18 protein-coding genes are annotated in these 18,362 nt (G+C 32.3%); 7 read left to right on the top strand and 11 right to left on the bottom strand.

Annotated features, from left to right (window positions below):
- Positions 1-43: 43 nt before the first annotated feature.
- The 6 genes from NU08_RS04375 to NU08_RS04355 all read right to left on the bottom strand — a co-directional run bounded on the left by NU08_RS04375 (position 44) and on the right by NU08_RS04355 (position 3,755).
- Complete coding sequence (locus NU08_RS04375; RefSeq protein WP_129746026.1) at positions 44-271, bottom strand: YcxB family protein; 228 nt, start codon at positions 269-271, stop codon at positions 44-46.
- A 72-nt stretch (positions 272-343) separates the two neighbouring features.
- Entirely contained in the window at positions 344-592 is a 249-nt protein-coding gene (locus tag NU08_RS04370) for a hypothetical protein (protein ID WP_129746025.1), read from the bottom strand.
- Positions 593-623: 31 nt separating this feature from the next.
- A complete protein-coding gene (locus NU08_RS04365) occupies positions 624-1,658 on the bottom strand; it encodes a hypothetical protein (protein ID WP_129746024.1) in 1,035 nt (344 codons plus the stop codon).
- A gap of 87 nt (positions 1,659-1,745) precedes the next feature.
- The gene (locus NU08_RS04360; RefSeq protein WP_129746023.1) at positions 1,746-2,651 is read right to left on the bottom strand and encodes a hypothetical protein; all 906 of its coding nucleotides are present in this window, start codon (positions 2,649-2,651) and stop codon (positions 1,746-1,748) included.
- 111 nt (positions 2,652-2,762) lie between these two features.
- A complete protein-coding gene (locus tag NU08_RS22255; protein ID WP_165352408.1) occupies positions 2,763-2,933 on the bottom strand; it encodes a hypothetical protein in 171 nt (56 codons plus the stop codon).
- Positions 2,934-3,038: 105 nt separating this feature from the next.
- A complete protein-coding gene (locus NU08_RS04355; protein WP_129746022.1) occupies positions 3,039-3,755 on the bottom strand; it encodes a hypothetical protein in 717 nt (238 codons plus the stop codon).
- A gap of 184 nt (positions 3,756-3,939) precedes the next feature.
- On the opposite strand from NU08_RS04355, the gene NU08_RS04350 reads away from it, so the two are divergent.
- Both NU08_RS04350 and NU08_RS04345 read left to right on the top strand, forming a co-directional pair.
- On the top strand, positions 3,940-4,332 hold the full coding sequence (locus NU08_RS04350) for a hypothetical protein (protein ID WP_129746021.1): 393 nt from the start codon (positions 3,940-3,942) through the stop codon (positions 4,330-4,332).
- A gap of 147 nt (positions 4,333-4,479) precedes the next feature.
- Positions 4,480-5,034, top strand: a complete 555-nt coding sequence (locus tag NU08_RS04345; RefSeq protein ID WP_129746020.1) for a hypothetical protein — start codon at positions 4,480-4,482, stop codon at positions 5,032-5,034.
- An 86-nt stretch (positions 5,035-5,120) separates the two neighbouring features.
- Here NU08_RS04345 and NU08_RS04340 read toward each other — a convergent pair whose 3' ends face one another.
- The 3 genes from NU08_RS04340 to NU08_RS04330 all read right to left on the bottom strand — a co-directional run bounded on the left by NU08_RS04340 (position 5,121) and on the right by NU08_RS04330 (position 9,203).
- On the bottom strand, positions 5,121-6,110 hold the full coding sequence (locus NU08_RS04340) for an aspartate-semialdehyde dehydrogenase (protein WP_129746019.1): 990 nt from the start codon (positions 6,108-6,110) through the stop codon (positions 5,121-5,123).
- Between the two features lie 175 nt (positions 6,111-6,285).
- Positions 6,286-6,663: a large conductance mechanosensitive channel protein MscL gene (mscL, locus tag NU08_RS04335; protein ID WP_111286112.1), complete on the bottom strand. Its 378-nt coding sequence runs from the start codon at positions 6,661-6,663 to the stop codon at positions 6,286-6,288.
- Between the two features lie 68 nt (positions 6,664-6,731).
- Positions 6,732-9,203 (bottom strand): bifunctional UDP-N-acetylmuramoyl-tripeptide:D-alanyl-D-alanine ligase/alanine racemase, encoded by a 2,472-nt coding sequence (locus tag NU08_RS04330; RefSeq protein WP_129746018.1) that lies wholly within the window; start codon positions 9,201-9,203, stop codon positions 6,732-6,734.
- Between the two features lie 296 nt (positions 9,204-9,499).
- Between NU08_RS04330 and NU08_RS04325 the strand changes: the two genes are divergently transcribed.
- Entirely contained in the window at positions 9,500-10,105 is a 606-nt protein-coding gene (locus NU08_RS04325) for a hypothetical protein (RefSeq protein ID WP_242502479.1), read from the top strand.
- Here the strand turns inward: NU08_RS04325 and NU08_RS04320 are convergent.
- Positions 10,100-10,804 carry a porin family protein gene (locus NU08_RS04320; RefSeq protein ID WP_129746017.1) on the bottom strand — a complete coding sequence of 235 codons (705 nt, stop codon included), beginning with the start codon at positions 10,802-10,804 and terminating at the stop codon, positions 10,100-10,102. The two genes, NU08_RS04325 and NU08_RS04320, sit on opposite strands and share 6 nt — an antisense overlap.
- 226 nt (positions 10,805-11,030) lie before the next feature.
- Between NU08_RS04320 and NU08_RS04315 the strand changes: the two genes are divergently transcribed.
- From NU08_RS04315 to NU08_RS04300, 4 genes are all read left to right on the top strand, one after another.
- Positions 11,031-11,384 carry a hypothetical protein gene (locus NU08_RS04315; protein ID WP_165352407.1) on the top strand — a complete coding sequence of 118 codons (354 nt, stop codon included), beginning with the start codon at positions 11,031-11,033 and terminating at the stop codon, positions 11,382-11,384.
- A gap of 161 nt (positions 11,385-11,545) precedes the next feature.
- Positions 11,546-13,753, top strand: coding sequence for a TonB-dependent receptor (locus tag NU08_RS04310; RefSeq protein ID WP_129746016.1), 2,208 nt, complete (start codon positions 11,546-11,548; stop codon positions 13,751-13,753).
- Positions 13,754-13,872: 119 nt separating this feature from the next.
- A complete protein-coding gene (locus NU08_RS04305) occupies positions 13,873-15,981 on the top strand; it encodes a prolyl oligopeptidase family serine peptidase (protein WP_129746015.1) in 2,109 nt (702 codons plus the stop codon).
- A 282-nt stretch (positions 15,982-16,263) separates the two neighbouring features.
- A complete protein-coding gene (locus tag NU08_RS04300) occupies positions 16,264-17,259 on the top strand; it encodes a Gfo/Idh/MocA family protein (RefSeq protein WP_129746014.1) in 996 nt (331 codons plus the stop codon).
- 112 nt (positions 17,260-17,371) lie between these two features.
- On the opposite strand, the gene NU08_RS04295 is transcribed toward NU08_RS04300, so the two are convergent.
- The gene (locus NU08_RS04295) at positions 17,372-18,292 is read right to left on the bottom strand and encodes an outer membrane beta-barrel protein (RefSeq protein ID WP_129746013.1); all 921 of its coding nucleotides are present in this window, start codon (positions 18,290-18,292) and stop codon (positions 17,372-17,374) included.
- Positions 18,293-18,362 lie beyond the last annotated feature (70 nt).

The raw sequence follows: 18,362 nt of genomic DNA, 5'->3' as shown, positions 1-18,362 counted from the left end.
ATTTTGATCCATTTTTAATTTTTTGTTTGATGAAATTAGGGTTTTATTTCCATTTCCAATCTAACTCTGATATAAAATCAATTTTCAAGTTTTCAGCAATTGATTTTAGTTTATTTCGCAATTTTTCAGCATCTTCTATTTTATCTTTTGGAATCATTAAACTTTCACCCGTTTTGAAAGCAATGAAAAAATAATCTTTGATTTCGCTTATATTTTTGAAATTAGAAAAGTTAACGCTTGAAATTCCTACTCCCCCTGTTAATATATCCAAAACTTCTTCATTAAATAATACTTTTATATTAATACCTATTCTATTTTTAAAATTTTCGTTTACATATTTCTTTCAAAAAAATTGATGCCTTTTTTTAAAATATAATGGGAAAAAGAAAAAAAATACAACACTAGCACTTCCAAAGCAATACCCTTCAAATTTATTTTTATTAATATAAAGCCCTAATCCTATCATAAACAATGATAAAATTATAAGTAGTTTAGTTTTCTTCCTTTGTTTCTTGACGAATTCACTTTTTGAAGCAAGATATAATTGTTGCTGTAAATAATCGTTTTCTGTTAGGCTGTATATTAATTCCATGAATTTAATTTAAATTGTGCTAAAATTTCTATTATCCTTTATACTTAAAATATACAACAGCATTCTTCTGTTCATCTGAGGTTATTTTAATTTCATACTTTTTATCTCCAGCTTTTATTTTCATAAGTGATGTATTTGGCGGAATATCTCCTAAATTTTCTGCGACTAGGATTACTTCATGAAAATTGTTATAATCATCCATTTCTAGATTTATAAGTAAAGGCTTCTTTGTAAGCTCTTCCTTCACAAGGACTGGCTCTTTATCTACATAAACTGAAACAATATCGTGATCAATCTGTCCATAATCGTAAATGCTTATTTCAACTTGTTTGCTATTTACTTTGATAGTTTTAAGTGTCTCGTTTTTTCTTGTTTTTATGTCAATTGGAACTGCTTTACTATCTGATATAAAAATGGGTCTTAATGAAGCAATTCCAGATTTTTCAAAATTCAAAAAAAACGGAGCAGATGCACTTGAAACTTGTGAAAGTGAATTTTTGTTTATAAAAAAAGATTGTGAAGGAGTAAGAGTCTCACTTTCTCTTGTTAATCTTATAGACATAATATTTTCATAACCATCATTGCAACCGTTGCTCGTTGTATCGAAGTCATCCATTTTTCCTTTAAATATAATTCCTGAAATACTTTCTTTTTTATTGTGATATGGCGTATTATAATAAAGCACATAATGAACTGGTAGGCATACTTTTTCCCTATCTAGTATCGTACAGGAAATTTGTTTACAATCTGCAATTTTTATAGCTCCGCTAATATCATTGTAACCTATTCTAAACTTTTTTTCCAGTGAATTAAATTCCTGATCCGAAATATCGAAACTATTACATTCAGAAGATGCTATACTTTTTTTTGTCAATTCTGATCCATAATCGCATCCTGTAGCGAACAAGCTGTAAGTTACTAAAGCCTTTATCGATAAATCCGTTTGAATAATCTGCATCTCAAACTGATTTGTTATAAGTTTTCGCTCAACTGCATGCTCATTAATAGTACCTTTCCAGACACCTGTTAAATTCTGTGCATTGCTACTGATACACAATAATACCATAAGAATAAGTGTGTGAAAAAAATTCATAATTATAACATTTCTAGTTCTTCAAAAAATAATTTACTTTACAATCAAGAATACACTTTCTTAATCCACATACTTAAATATAAATACTGCTTTTTTCTTTATTCTTTCAGAAGTTAAGTCGATCTTTTCATTTAACTTCCCAGCTTTTATATCCATTTCTGCTGTATTAGGTAGAACGGTACCAAGATTTTCCGTTACAAAAATTACCTCACAATTAACCGTTTTATCCATTTCTAATACAATTTCAAATGGATCATCCAAAAGTTCTTTATTAAGAAAGACAGGTTTTCTATCAACATAAATTGAAACTCTATCACGATCTACCCTACTGTAATCAGAAAAATTTAATTTTACTTCCTTCGTATTAACAATTACTTTTTTCACCATTTCATAGTCTTCATCTAGTAAAGTATTAATAATCAATTTTTCTACTTCTTTTTTTCTTTTTTTTATACCTGTTGCAGTAATTCTTGCCTTTATTAAAGAAGATTCAGAAGGAATAATTTTATCAACTTTCTCTAATTTTATATATGCATCAGTATATTTATTTTGATAATCATAATAATTACTGAAATTTTTACGAAAAGTCCTGCCTAATAAATACTGTTTACCTTTATTTTTATACCATTTCAGACTGCATCCAAAACCGTTTTCTGAAAATTGTATTCGGCTTAAATGTTCGCTATTATCTTTTGATTCTGGTATTAAATCACAATCACAATTTACACCATCAATAAAATCATCAAAATCTTGTAATGCTATTATTTTTTCTTTTAAACCTCCTTGATAATCAAAATTCAAAGCCGCTCCAATAGCAGAATCATTTTGAATAATTTGCATTTCGAAAAAGTTTGTTAAAGATCTGCCACGTGAATCTTTTATAGTTCCTCTCCAAACACCAGTGAGGTTTTGCGCCGATATAATATTGAAGAAAAAAATACAGACTGAAATAGATAAAAGCCTCATAATAAATTGAATAATTTTCAAAATTAAATTGAAAAAGAAACTCAAGTAGCCCTTATAAGTTTTAAAAACAACATATTAAGTTATTTCATAAATCTAATACTCGTTCAATTATTATTCTTTATACTTAAAATTAATCACAGCATTCTTCTGTTCATCTGAGGTTATTTTGATTTCGTACTTTTTGTCTCCTGCTTTTATTTTCATTAATGCCGTGTTTGGAGGGATATCTCCAAGGTTTTCTGCTACAAGAATTACTTCGTGAAAGTTATTATAATCGTTCATTTCTAAGTTTACTATTAAAGGCTTTCTAGTCAATTCCTCTTTTACCAAAACTGGCTTTTTATCAACATAGACAGAAATGATATCGTGATCTATCTGACCATAATCTTAAATACTTATTTCAACTTGTTTGCTATTGACTTTAATAGTTTTTAATTTTTCATTTTTTCTGGTTTTAATAACAACCGGAATTTCTTTTTTATCTTGGAGATATACATTTCGCAATGCCAAATTTGATCTTTCATATTTTACAATTTGTGGCTTAGCTACTATAGATGGAATCTTCTGTAATGTGTTTCTCTTTATAAAAAAACTTTGAGAGGAATTAATTGCACCTATTTTTTTAAGTTTAACAATACCTTCAATTCTTTGATAATTAGTAATTGGAAAAAACTTACCTGTTAGAAATTCGTCATTTCCTTTTTTCGACCATTTAAGATTATAATTTATGTAGTTGCAATACTTATGGTTCTCTGACATATTACACCATATATGTTTGTTTTCTGTAAATCGTATATCTTTTGAAGAATACTTTATATTTTCGAAAATTGCACCAGGCATAATAACACATCCACAATCAGAATTATGTGCAAAATTATCGCTTTGAACGGCTATTATTTTGGCTGTCTTTATTACTCCATCACTTTTATACTTATATACAACCAAAGCGTTTAAAGATGATTTTGTTTGCAAAATTTGCATTTCAAAATCATCAATCCATACATTGCCTCTAGAATCAGATAATTCGCCTTTCCAAACTCCACTCAAATTTTGCGAATTGGTTAAGTTGAAAAACATAACAAAAATTGAAATATAAAACTTCATATCAAAGATTTTGAATAATGCATCAAAACTAATTCAACATAAAAATTCAAATAGCCATTATAAGACTTAAAACTATCACATTAAGTCAATTTTAAAAATGTCTTATCATGATATTCTAATATCTTTTAGAGAGCATTAAATAAAAGTCCTAAAATTAATTTTGTCTAATAAATTTTGAATTAAAATGAATAAGACAAAATACTGCTTTAGTTTACTATTTTTATTTACAATATTCGCTTGTGGAAATAAAGACAACACAGTCTATGATAAAGAAACTCAATCAAAAATTGCGAAACCTACCAAATCTGAAAATCAAGTTACAGACAACGAAAGTGTTCCTACAGAAGATTTATGGGAAAACTGGAATCCAAAAATCGAAGCTTATTTCATGAAAAATTTGAAAAACAGTTTAACGCAAAAAGGAATTAAAGACGAAGATGCTTTAAAATTTGCAGAATGTTCAATTTCAAAAATGAAAGAACAAAATCTAAAACCTAAAGCTGTTCGAGATTCTAAAAATGCTGGAAAATTATTATCAATATCGGTTAGCTGTTCACAAAAAATCGAGAAAAAATAGTTTTAAAACCTCTAATAAAAATCTTATCGTATTAGTAATTTGACTTTTACTGGAAATTTAAAAAAAGACTTCAAAATACATTTGCAAAAAAATTAAAAGCCCGGATTTCTAATTTCAAATCTAGGAAAATTAATAAAATTATAAAAAATGAACAAATTTTTAAATTACATCACTATTGCATTAATTGCCGTTTCATTATTTTCATGTAAAAAGAAAAATGAATGGACACCAGAATTTGAAAAAGAGTACAAAGAGGGTTTAAAAGAAGGGATGATGAGACAAGGAAAAGGAATATTATCAGACGAACAGGTAGATTATATTTCAGAATGCACCGTTGAAAAAATGAAAACAAAAGGAATTAATCCTTTAGATTCTAAAAAGCCTGGAATTGTCATAATGATAAAACAACTTGGTAAAGAATGTAGCATAGAATGGATGTCAAAAAATAATTCAAGTTCTGCAACTCGAAAAAGAGAAACTTCTTGGAACCCAAAAAATGAAGAAACGTATAAAGTAATCCTAAAACAATTTTTTATAAAAAATGGAGTAAAAAGCGATGCTGCTACTTATATCGCAGATTGTGCTATTACAAAATTTAAGGAAAAAAATATTAGTCCTGCCGATCTTGAAAAACCTGAAAATGGAGATTTAGTTCAAAAAATTGGAACTATTTGTGGACAAGAATGGACAAAAAAGAAATAATTTTCTTCTTCTAAAATCAAAAAAACCGTAATTACATTCCTGTAATTACGGTTTTCTCTTTATAACAATTTTAATTAATCTCTCAATTATACCAAACCTGCTTTAATTAAGTATTCAGCGATTTGGATTGTGTTTGTTGCCGCTCCTTTTCTTAAGTTATCAGCAACAATCCACATGTTTAATGTATTTGGCTGGCTTTCGTCACGACGAATTCTTCCTACAAAAACATCATTTTTACCTTCTGCATACAATGGCATTGGGTAAGTAAATGTATCTAAATTATCTTGTACCACTACTCCATCAGTATTATGTAAGATTTCACGAACTTCATTTACATTAAAATCATTTGTAAACTCAACGTTTACCGCTTCGCTATGACCTCCAACAACTGGTACACGAACAGCAGTAGCTGTAACTCTAATAGTATTATCGCCTAAGATTTTTTGAGTTTCGCGAACTAATTTCATTTCTTCTTTAGTGTACCCGTTTTCTTCAAAACTATCACAATGTGGAATTGCATTTCTATGAATTGGATATTTGTAAGCCATATCACCTTGAATTCCTGCGTATTCGTTTTCTAATTGTTTTACCGCTTTAACACCAGTTCCTGTGATAGATTGGTAAGTAGAAACAATGATTCTTTTAATGTTGTATTTTTTATGCAAAGGAGCCAAAGTCATTACCATTTGAATAGTAGAGCAGTTTGGGTTTGCAATAATTTTATCTTCTTTAGTTAAAATATCAGCATTGATTTCTGGAACTACCAATTTTTTAGTAGGATCCATTCTCCATGCAGAAGAGTTGTCGATAACAGTTGTTCCAGCAGCAGCAAATTTTGGCGCCCATTCTAATGAAGTATCTCCTCCAGCAGAGAAAACAGCAATATCAGCTTTCATATCAACAGCTGTTTGCAATCCTACTACTTTATATTTGGTTCCTTTGTATTCAATTTCTTTTCCAACTGATCTTTCTGATGCAACAGGAATTAATTCTGTAACAGGAAAATTTCTTTCTGCTAAAACTTTAAGCATTACTTCGCCTACCATTCCAGTAGCGCCTACAACTGCAATTCTCATTTTTATATTTTTAAATAATCAATTAATCTAATTTGTTACGCAAAAGTAAGTATAATAAAAGTCTCCACAAGGCGATTCACAAAAAATAACAAATTGTTACAAAATAAACATTTTGTAAAAAAACCGCCTCTTTAGAAGGCGGTTAAATTAGACTTAGTGTAGCGGTATTATATTTTTATTTATTTTTCAATAAATCTCTAATCTGTGTCAATAATTCTTCTTGAGTTGGTCCAGCTGGAGGCGGCGGTGCAACATCTTTCTTTTTCGCGTGATTCATAGCCTTAATTATCAGAAACAAAACAAAAGCCACAATTATAAAATTAATTACTGCGGATATAAATACTCCGTACTTTACACCTCCAAAAGCAGTTAATTGTTCAATAGTCGATAAATGTGCAGCATCTAAAGCTGGTTTCAACAGCAATGGCGTGATTACATCTTCAATAAATGAGCTGACAATTTTACCAAAAGCAGCTCCAATGATCACCCCGACAGCCAGGTCAACCACGTTGCCTTTCATTGCAAATTCCTTAAATTCTGAAAAAAATCCCATATCGTATCTGTTTATATTTATAATTAAGCAATATCGAAAATACGCATTTTTATTGAAAATTCTTAATGTTATCTAAAAAATACCCTCTTAACACGTTGCGAAATACTCGTCATTATCTCATACGGAATTGTTTTTAAGGCCACTGCCATCTCTATTACTGTTGGACTTTCGCCAAAAATAATTACCGAATCTCCTTCTTTGCAATCAATATGGCTTACATTGACCATCAGCATATCCATGCAGACACTTCCAACGATTTTGGCTTTCTGATTTTTGATTGTTACATAACCTACTTCATTGCCCCATAATCTTGAAATTCCATCTGCATAACCAATCGGAATTGTAGCAATTTTGGTTGTTGCATCGGCCATAAAACGACGTCCGTAACCTACGCTATCGCCTGCAGGAATTGTTCTGATTTGAGAAATTATAGATTTCAGAGTTCCAACATTCTCTAAATATTTTTGTTCTGCAGGATCATTTGAAACTCCGTATAATCCAATTCCTAAACGAACCATATTATATTGCGAATCAGGAAAATTACTAATTCCTGAAGTATTCAAAGTATGTCGGATTGGATTAATGTTTAACTCTGACATTAATTTTGAAGACAGTTTTTCGAACAAAGCAATCTGCTGTCTCACAAAATCAAAATGTTTCGGATCATCGCTTGTCGCCAAATGCGATAAAATACTCTGAACACGAACTGTCGAATTGCCTTTTAAAGTCGCAATCAGTTCATCGATTGTATTGTTTTCAAAACCTAAACGATGCATTCCCGTATCCATCTTGATATGAATCGGATAATCTTTTAAGTTTTTTTCTCGGGCAATTTTCAAAAAGGCATTCAGTCCTTTCAAACTATAAATTTCAGGTTCTAGCTGATACTGAATCATAGATGGAAAACTCGTCGATTCTGGATTCAAAACCATAATTGGCACTTTTATACCACCGTTTTTTAACGATATTCCTTCATCGGCGAAAGCCACGCCCAAATAATCAACTTTATGATGTTCCAAAAGTTTAGCAATTTCTAAACCTCCATTCCCATAACCAAATGCTTTTACCATAACCATCATTTTGACACCTGGCGCCAGTTTTGATTTATAGTAATTAAAATTATGGCTAATGGCATCTAGATTAATTTCTAAAACTGTTTCGTGCGTTTTCTCCTCCAGAAGCGAAACAATTTCTTCAAATTGAAAAGATCTTGCTCCTTTTATCAAAATCGTTTCATTATGAAAATTAAAATTATCGATTGCTGCAATAAAATTGGCTGTATTTTCAAACATGATACTGTTTGGGAACTTAGCTGCAAATGAAGAAATCGTTGGTCCGATCCCAATTATACGGTTTATTTTATTGTCTGAAATTAACTGGGCAACTTTAGAATATAATTCTTCATTTGTAAAGCCGCTCTGAAAAATATCTGATAAAATAACGGTTTTTGAAGCGCCTTTTTTCTTTTGGCTTTCTAAGAAATCCAAAGCAATTTTAAGAGACTGAAAATCCGAACTGTAACTGTCATCAATAATACTGCAATTGTTTATTCCGTTTTTTACTTCCAAACGCATTCGAACTGGATACAGCATCTGAATTCGATTCTGAATCGTTTCCTGATCATAATCAAAATGCAGTAAAACCAATAGACATGAAATCGTATTTTCTATAGAAGCCGAATCGTTAAACGGAATTTCTAAATTGAAAGTTTCATTTTTGAATTGATATTGTATGAAAGTGTGATCGTTTTTATGCTCTCTTTTTTCAATAAAAACATCTGCATTTTTATCTGTAAAACTCCATGAAAAAAGTTTTCGAGGATGCACCATATATTCTGCAGCAAACTGAGTCAGGCACGATTCTACAACATCTGTTTTTTGATAGATGATTATCGGACAGTCTTTAAACAAAAGCAATTTTTCGTCGATCTTCTGCACTAAATTCAAAAACCCTTCATCATGTGCACTTCCGATATTGGTAAGCACGCCTATTGTTGGTTTGATTATTTTTTCAAGGTGAACCATTTCGTTAACTGTCGAAATTCCAGCTTCGAAAATGCCTAAATTATGTTTTTCATTAATCCCAATTACAGAAAGCGGAACTCCAACTTGAGAATTATAGCTTTTTGGACTTCTAATAATATTATAGTCAGGGCTCAACAAGAAATTAAGCCATTCTTTTACAATTGTTTTACCGTTGCTACCTGTTAACCCAATAACTGGGAAATGGAAAAGACTTCTGTAATACGCGGCAAGTTCCTGAAGTGCAAGAAGCGTATTTTCTACCACCAAAAAATTAGCTTTATCAGCATAACCCTCTGGAATATATTGAACAACAAAATTCTGAACGTCATTTTCTATTAAATCGGGAATAAAGGAATGAGCATCGTTGTTAACACCGGCCAGAGCAAAGAATAATGTTTTAGATCCGTTTTGAAGTGAACGGCTATCAATTGAAATATGATCGATTAAAACATCAGCATTTGAGCCAGTCCATTTGGCGTTTAATACTGAAAGCAGGCTTTTTATATTTATGCTCATTTAGAAATTTCTTTTTTTCAAATTTAAAAAAAGGTTTGCCACTAATTTCCCAAATTTTCACAAATTAATGTCGTGCAGATTTAAAAAGATGCATGCAGTTTTTTTTTATTAATTAAATTGGCTTAAATCTGCAGAATCTGCATGAAACACTAAAAAAATTAGTCACAGATTAAAAGATTATCGCTGATTTTAATTCTGAAATCTGCAGCAAAAAAATAATTCGTATGAATTAGTGTAATTCGCGGCAGAAAACATTTATTGAGTATATTTGTTTTTAGACCACAAATTTGCATGTTTTGAAAAAATTACTTCCACTCTTCTCCTATATTTTACATCCGATTTTTATATCGCTATATGCCACTTTGTTTTACTTATTTTACAAAGATGATGTTTTCAGTACGAACGAAAAGTATTTTGTTTTAATTCAGATTTTAGTAATTAATATAGTCGTCCCTGTTTTATTTTATTTACTTCTAAAATCGACTGGACATGTAAAATCGATAATGCTGAGCCAGACATCAGAACGAACCATTCCGCTCATCTTGCAATGTTTTTTATATATTCTATTGGTAAAAAGAAGCATCATAATCACTCGTTACCCAGAGCTTCATTTCTTCTTCCTTGCTGCTTTATTTAGCACTATTTTGGCATTAGTATGCGTGTTATTTAAAACAAAAGCGAGTTTGCACATGGTTGCTATTTCAGGTTTAACGATTTTTGTTATCGGACTAAACATTCATCTTCAGTTGCATAATCCGTATTGGCCAGCTTTGCTTATTTTATTGTCGGGAATTGTAGCTTCTTCCCGTTTAGAAATGAATGCTCATACTTCTAGGGAAATATTAATTGGATTATTTATTGGAATAATGCCGCAACTTTTATTTTTATATCTGTGGTTATAAAATATAAAAAATCAGTCCTGCATTTAAGGTTTTCATATTAATTTTTTCGCCATTCAAAGTGGTCGCTGACTTAAACAAAGGGCTTAAGCTATAATACACATAAAGGTTCCATGTATTGTACCCTGCCGAAATGTAAGGGCCATACTGAAATTTATTAATGTCTGCGTTATTCTTGATTTTATATGTTTTCTCACCATCATTAAGAGTAGAAGCATTCGAAAAAACATAACTCAGTTTTACTCCACCATAAATACGCCAGAATTTAGTGCTTTCGTAAGTCGAATTACGCCATCTAAATTCGATTGGAAGATCTACAGAATATTGCCTATAACGATTGGAAACAAATTCTCCGTAACTGTTAACCCCATATATTATAGATCCCGAGCCGTCTTCAGAAATAGTAAGATTCTGGTAATAATTTTGATAACTCAAACCTAAACCTGCCGCAATTGCAACAGTTCTGGATTTATTAACGGGCATATCGCGCAAAAAACCTCCCGAAAGTCCAAGAGAAAACTTGTTTTGTTTAAAATCGATTGGAATATCGGTAAACATATTATAGGTAACCGAAAAATAAAACTGATCTTCTCGATATAGAGAATCTATTTTTACAACTGGTTTTATCTCAGGCTTAACGTCTTCTTGCGCAAAAGAGTTAAAAAAAGTGAGCAAAAATAAGCAGCCAAAAATAATTCGCATATCGTAATTTTAGTTTTAAAAGAGATGATTACAAATAAACGCACTTCTACGCTTATTTATTTCACTTACAAATATAATATAATGCTTTCTGTAGTAAAGATAAGAAGTAAAAATATTCTCGTTTTGACTGCGAATAAAATTAATTGCTGCATTATTTTCAATAATTCCATTCGTTGAAACAAAAAATTAATCAATTTTGTTTTTATCTTTTATACCTTTGCAGAGCATGAAAAGAAAGCAGCTCATATTAAGTTTATCTTTTGCTGTAACAATATTGTTCTCGATATTGTTTCAGTCGATACACAGTTATGAGCATATTGTAAAACAGCTTTCAGAAAAACAGTGCCATCATAATTACAATGATCCGAGTGGCGAAATAACGCATCAGCATCATGATTATGACGTTTGTTTTGTTTGCCATTTTGCTTTTGAATCTTTTATTCTTCCGCAAAATTTCTCTTTTGAGTTTCATTCATTTGATAAAGAAACGCCTTATTTCTTCCCATTTTCAGAGAAGATTTTTTCAATCTCAAACACTTCGTATTTCTTACGAGGGCCGCCTGCCGCTATAGTTTCTTAAGTTTCGATTATTCGAAAAAAATCACATTTCTTTTAATTCAAATTCAAAAAACATTGAGTTTCCTAATCCTATTTTTATCAATTAGGATCAGAATGCTTTATTGTACGTTTTTGGTTTTCATTCGAAGAAAAAATTCCATTTAACTATAGCATCATTTTCAAATGAAAAAATTTATAATTGCCCTAATTTTAGGGTTTTCGGGCGTACTTACTGCTCAAAATTCGGTTTCGGGAACTGTAACCGATAATCAAAATCAGCCATTGCCTGGAGTTTCTGTTTATGCTCCAGAATTACACAAAGGAACCACTACAGACGCAAATGGAAAATATGAATTGAATAATCTTCCAAACGGAAGTCTTCGCATTGCTTTTACTTATGTTGGATATGCCAATCAAAATAAAACTATTGCAAAATTACTTAAGCAAAATACCTTAGACATTACTCTTGAAGAATCTATTTTAGAAATGGATGAAGTTGTGGTTTCGACTCCTTTCAACAAATTGCAATCGCAGAACGTAATGAAAATTGAGCACGAAAGCATTAAAACATTACAGCAAAAAGGAACCTCAACTTTGATTGAAGGTTTAGCTACAATTCCAGGAGTTTCTCAGATTTCAACGGGAACTTCTATCGGAAAACCTGTGATTCGCGGATTAAGCGGCAATCGAGTTTTGGTTTATTCTCAAGGTGTTCGCATCGAAAATCAGCAGTTTGGAGACGAGCATGGTTTAGGTTTAAATGATGCAGGAATTGAAAGTGTTGAAGTTATCAAAGGACCTGCTTCTTTATTATACGGTTCTGATGCTTTGGGAGGTGTTTTATATTTTAATCCAGAAAAGTTTGCCGATGCGGGCGATTTTAAAGCTAATTTCAGCCAAAAATATTTCACTAATACTCAAGGAAGCAATTCTTCTATTGGGTTAAAAACTTCTACAGATAATTGGAAATTCTTGGCTAGAGGAAGCTACAACACGCATTCTGACTACAAAATTTCTGGTGGAGATCGTGTAACCAATTCACGTTATAACGAAACAGATTTTAAGACTGGAATCGGCTACAGCAATTCAACTTTCTCAAGCGTTTTAAGATACAACTACAACAAACTAGATATTGGAATTCCAGAAGACGGAATTGCAGAACAATCTTCAAGTAAAGACACTCAGTTTCCGAGACAGGGAATTTTCAATCATTTATTGAGTTTGAACAATGTTATCTTTTTTGAAAATTCAAAACTGGATGTTGATTTAGGTTACATCGCCAATGACAGAAGCGAATTTGAAGACAGCAACGAAGCGTCTCTTCACATGAAATTGAATACTTTCAATTATAACGCTAAATATCATTTTCCAAAATTCGGAAAAATTGAAACTATTTTGGGAGTTCAGGGAATGCATCAAACAAACAAAAATTCTGGTGAAGAATATTTAATTCCAGATGCCACAACGAACGATTTCGGCGTTTTTGGAACTGCAAATTACGAATGGGACAACAGCGTTATTCAAGCAGGATTGCGTTTTGACAACCGAAATATTACTTCGATTGCTCACGGAATTGAAGGTGAAGAAGGCTATTTTCAAGCTTTAGACCGATCTTTTGACAGCTTTAATGCTTCTTTGGGGTATAAAACCAAGTTTGCAGAACCTTTAACTTTCCGTTTGAATGTTGCTACAGGATTTAGAGCGCCAAACTTAGCTGAATTGACTTCAAACGGTGTTCACGAAGGAACAAATCGTTACGAAATTGGAAATGCAAATCTGAAAACAGAACAAAACGTTCAGACCGATTTAAATTTAGAATACAAAAATTCACACTTCGAATTTTTCGTAAACGGATTCTACAATCACGTAAACAATTATATCTATACTTCGCCAACTGGAGAAGTTCGAGATGATAATGATGTTTTTGCCTATGTTCAAGATAACGCTCAATTGTACGGAGGTGAAGTTGGTTTGCACTTTCACCCGCATCCGTTAGATTGGTTACATTTTGAAACTAGTTTTGAAACGGTTACTGGTAAAAAAGATAACAAAGATTATTTGCCTCTAATTCCTGCAAACAATTGGAACAATACTTTGAGAACTGAATTTAATATCAAAAATTGGTTGAGCGAAGGTTTTGCTTCTCTTAATGTTTCTTCAACTTTCAATCAAGATAATGTAAGTGGTTTCGAAACAGCTTCTAAAGGTTATACTTTGGTAAATTTAGGTTTTGGCGGAACCGTTAAACTAGGAAAAACAGCTTTTGATATTAACTTAAACGGAAACAATTTATTTGATAAAAAATATATTGCGCACCTTTCTAGATTAAAAACAGATGGTATTCCAAACATTGGAAGAAATATCGTTTTGGGAGTTAACTTTAATTTATAATTTTTACTTAACCGCAAAGAACGCAATCCCGATAGCTATCGGGATTGCGTTCTTTGCGGTTAATAACACAACAATCTCACAGAAAGTGCTATTTTTGTTACAACAGATAAAAACTAACTATGAAAAAAACATTTTTATTAATGGCAATTACAACCGCAGGAATTTCGTTTGGACAAGGCAAAATGCAATATCCGCAAACTAAAAAAGGAGAAACTGTTGATGTTTACTTTGACACCAAAGTAAGCGATCCGTACCGTTGGTTAGAAGATGATAAATCTGCTGAAACTGGCGCTTGGGTAAAAGCTGAAAATGAAGTTACTTACGCTTATTTAGATAAAATTCCGTTTCGTGAAGAACTTAAAAAGAGAATGGAAAAACTTTGGAACTACGAAAAAATTGGAGCTCCATTCAAAGAAGGAAAATTTACTTATTACTCTAAAAATAACGGTCTTCAAAATCAATCTGTTGTTTATAGAAAAGATGAAAGCGGAAAAGAAGAAATTTTCTTAGATCCAAATACTTTTTCTAAAGACGGAACAACTTCTCTTGGCGGACTTGATTTTTCTGAAGATGGAAGCAAAGCTGCTTATGCCATTTCTGAAGGAGGAAGCGACTGGAGAAAAGTAATCATCATCGATGCGCTTTCTAAGAAAGTTTTGGAAGATACTTTGGTTGACATAAAATTTAGCGGTATCTCTTGGCACGGAAATGAAGGTTTCTATTACTCTAGTTATGATAAGCCAAAAGGAAGTGAATTATCTGCTAAAACAGATCAGCACAAATTATATTTCCACAAACTAGGAACTTCTCAAAAAGACGATAAAGTAATTTTTGGAGCTGACCAGAAAAGAAGATATGTTGGTGGATATGTTACCGAAGACAATCGTTATTTGGTGATTACAGCTGCAAATTCTACTTATGGAAATGAATTATACATTAAAGATCTAACTAAAGCAAATAGCCCAATTGTTACAATCGTTGACAACTTTGATAGTGACAATAGCATCATTGACAACCAAGGAAGCAAATTGTTTATTGAAACAGATTTTAATGCTCCAAACAAACGCATTGTAACGGTTGATGCGGCAAATCCGAAACCGGAAAATTGGAAAGATTTTATTAAAGAAACCAAAGATATTTTATCGCCTTCAACTGGTGCCGGCTATTTCTTTGCCAATTATACCAAAGATGCTGTCTCATTTGTACAGCAATATGATTACAAGGGAAAATTAGTTCGCGAAATCAAACTTCCTGCAGTTGGAACTGCTGGCGGATTTAGCGGTAAAAAAGAAGATAAAATTTTATACTACAGCTTTACCAATTATACAACTCCAGGAAGCATCTATTCTTTGGAGCCAAAATCTGGTAAATCTGAAGTGTACCAAAAACCAAAAGTAGACTTTAAAAGCGAAGATTACGAGTCTAAACAAGTTTTCTACACTTCAAAGGATGGTACAAAAGTTCCGATGATTATTACGTATAAAAAAGGAACAAAACTGGATGGTAAAAACCCGACAATTCTTTACGGTTACGGCGGATTCAATATTAGTTTGACGCCAAGTTTCAGCATTGCCAATGCGGTTTGGATGGAAAACGGCGGAGTTTACGCAGTGGCCAACTTAAGAGGCGGTGGTGAGTATGGAAAAAAATGGCACGATGCAGGAACAAAACTCCAAAAACAAAATGTATTTGATGATTTTATCGCTGCTGCAGAGTATTTAATTGCACAAAAATATACCTCATCTGATTATTTGGCTATTCGCGGAGGATCTAACGGAGGATTATTGGTTGGTGCCACTATGACTCAGCGTCCAGACTTAATGAAAGTGGCTTTACCAGCAGTTGGAGTTATGGATATGCTTCGTTACAATGCGTTTACGGCAGGTGCAGGATGGGCTTTCGATTATGGAACTGCTCAAGACAGCAAAGAAATGTTCGAATATTTAAAAGGATATTCTCCTGTTCATAACGTTAAAAAAGGAACCCATTATCCAGCAACAATGGTTACTACTGGAGATCATGATGATCGTGTAGTTCCTGCACACAGTTTTAAATTCGCATCTGAATTGCAGGAAAAACAAACAGGAGAAAACCCAGTTTTAATTAGAATTGATGTAAAAGCTGGACATGGCGCAGGAAAATCTGTTGCGGCTACTATTCAAGAGAATGTAGATATTCAAGCTTTCACACTTTACAATATGGGTTTTAAAGCCTTACCGAAAAAGTAAGACTTTAAGCTGAAATTTTTTAAGCCACGAATTCACGAATTATTTTCTGAATATCGTGGCTTTTTATTTTGCCACTAATTACTCGAATTTTCACTAATTTAAATTGTGAAAAATTACATTCTATATGTTTTTTTGCCACAGATTAAAATGATTTTAATATCTATGCGCTTACTTTAGTAATCTGTGCAAATCCTTTTAATCTGTGGCAAAAAAAGAATTCGTGGAAATTCGTGCAATTCGTGGCAAACCTTTTTTAAATTTGAGAAACCTAAAACTTACACAATGGAAATTATAAAATGGGGAATTATTGGCTGCGGGAATGTGACCGAAGTAAAAAGCGGACCTGCTTTTCAGAAAGCTCCAAACTCAGCTTTAGTCGCAGTAATGCGAAGAGATGCCGCTCTCGCTGAAGATTACGCAAAACGTCATAACGTTCCGAAATGGTATTCAAATGCTGAAGATTTAATAAATGATCCAGAAGTTGATGCTATTTATATTGCTACTCCGCCATCTTCTCATAAAGAATATACAATTTTATGTGCCAAAGCAGGAAAACCTGTTTACGTTGAAAAACCAATGGCTTTGACTTTTGAGGAATGCAACGAAATGATCAGCGCTTGTAAAGAACACAATGTTCCTTTATTTGTAGCTTATTATAGAAGAGCTTTACCACGTTTTTTAAAAATAAAAGAAATTATCGATCAAGGAAAACTTGGAACTATAAGACATGTCAATTGTGTTTTGTATCATCCTTTTGAAGCACGTTATGATGACGAAATCAATCTTCCTTGGACCGTTTTACCGCATATTTCAGGAGGCGGAATCTTTGTTGATTTAGCTTGCCACACTTTAGATTTCTTAGATTTTGTTTTAGGTCCGATAAAATCAGTTCGCGGACATGCGACTTCTCAATTAATGGCTTATCCAGCCGAAGACGCTGTTTCGATGTCTTTTTTATTCGAAAACGGAATTCATGGATCTGGCATTTGGAATTTTGCAAGTTTCGAACGTTATGACAATACTGAAATTGTAGGCGATAAAGGTAAAATCTCTTTTTCTACTTTTGGAAATGATCCTCTACATATGCAATATGCTAATGGAGAAAAAGAAACCATTACAATTGAAAATCCGCTTCATATTCAACAGCCTTTTATTGAAACAGTTGTCTCTGAATTATTAGGAAATGAAGGGGTTTCTCCGTCTAAAGGAACTTCTGGCGCAAGAACCACTTGGGTTATTGATAAGGTTTTGAAGGAGTTTAGAGAGAATTCTAAATAGTTCGCACTGTTTGTCATAGAAATCGAAATGACAAAAAATGAGCATAAAAAAGAGGATATTCTTTCGAATATCCTCTTTTTGTAAACTATAAACTATAAAAAAATTGGAAAAATTATAGGCTGTATTTGATACCTAATGTTAATCCTAAACCAGAAATACCAACATATGAGCTTAACTCGTCCATTGGTTTTGTTGAATCAACACCATTTGGATTTGTTGCTGCGTTATTCGAATTCACATCTAATCCGTCTCTGTAATTTGTATGGATTTGAGCAGTAGTTCTACTTCCTAAAGCATCTTGACCATTCATTTTAAACTCAGTAGTTTCTTTTGTTTTCCCGTGAACGGTAAAGTTGCGATATTCCAATTCAGCAAATGCAGAAATATGTTTTCCTAATTTATAAGAAGTACCTAAAGCAGCTGAAAAACCAATAGTTGGATTTGGCTTAACTTTATCAACACTATGAACAGCAGCAGTTGCAGGATTCGCAACACCTGTAGGTACAATTGCATCAGTAGTAATTTCTAAATCTCCATGAATTGGAACTAGAACACCGACTTTAGTATATGGCTCAAAACCATTAGTTTCTCCTAAAAACATTACAAGTGCCGGAGCAAGATCAAACGCTGTAATTTGACCAACCGATTTAAAATTGTAAACAGGTTTTCCTCCAGAAACAAAAATCGCATCTGTAGTAGTTTGTGCCATTTTCTTATCATTGCTATTATAGTAGTTTATTCCTAGCTCAACTCCTAAACGTGTAGAGAAACGATATCCCGCAGTTAAACCAGTTCTAAAACCTTGCCCAAATGAACCTGTAACACTTTTCTCAGAAACTAATTTTCCACCAACGTATGTTCTATCTAAAGCTGGATTTCCTCCAACCGTTGGAAACTCAGTTGAAGCAGTTTGGTTGAAATATGACCCTCCTAATTTAAAATACCAGCTTTCTGGCTTATCTGCTTTTTCTGTCTGCGCCACTGTCGCCATTGAGCAAACTAATAATCCTAATAAAAATAGGTTCTTTTTCATAATTTTGATTTATTGATTAGTACAAACATAGAATATTTTAACACATTCGTACAGTTTGTAAAGTTAGACT

Source organism: Flavobacterium anhuiense, assembly GCF_004151235.1.
GTDB lineage: Bacteria > Bacteroidota > Bacteroidia > Flavobacteriales > Flavobacteriaceae > Flavobacterium > Flavobacterium anhuiense_A.
The sequence above is the reverse complement of the archived record's forward strand: the minus strand, read 5'-3'. Positions and strand labels throughout refer to the sequence as shown.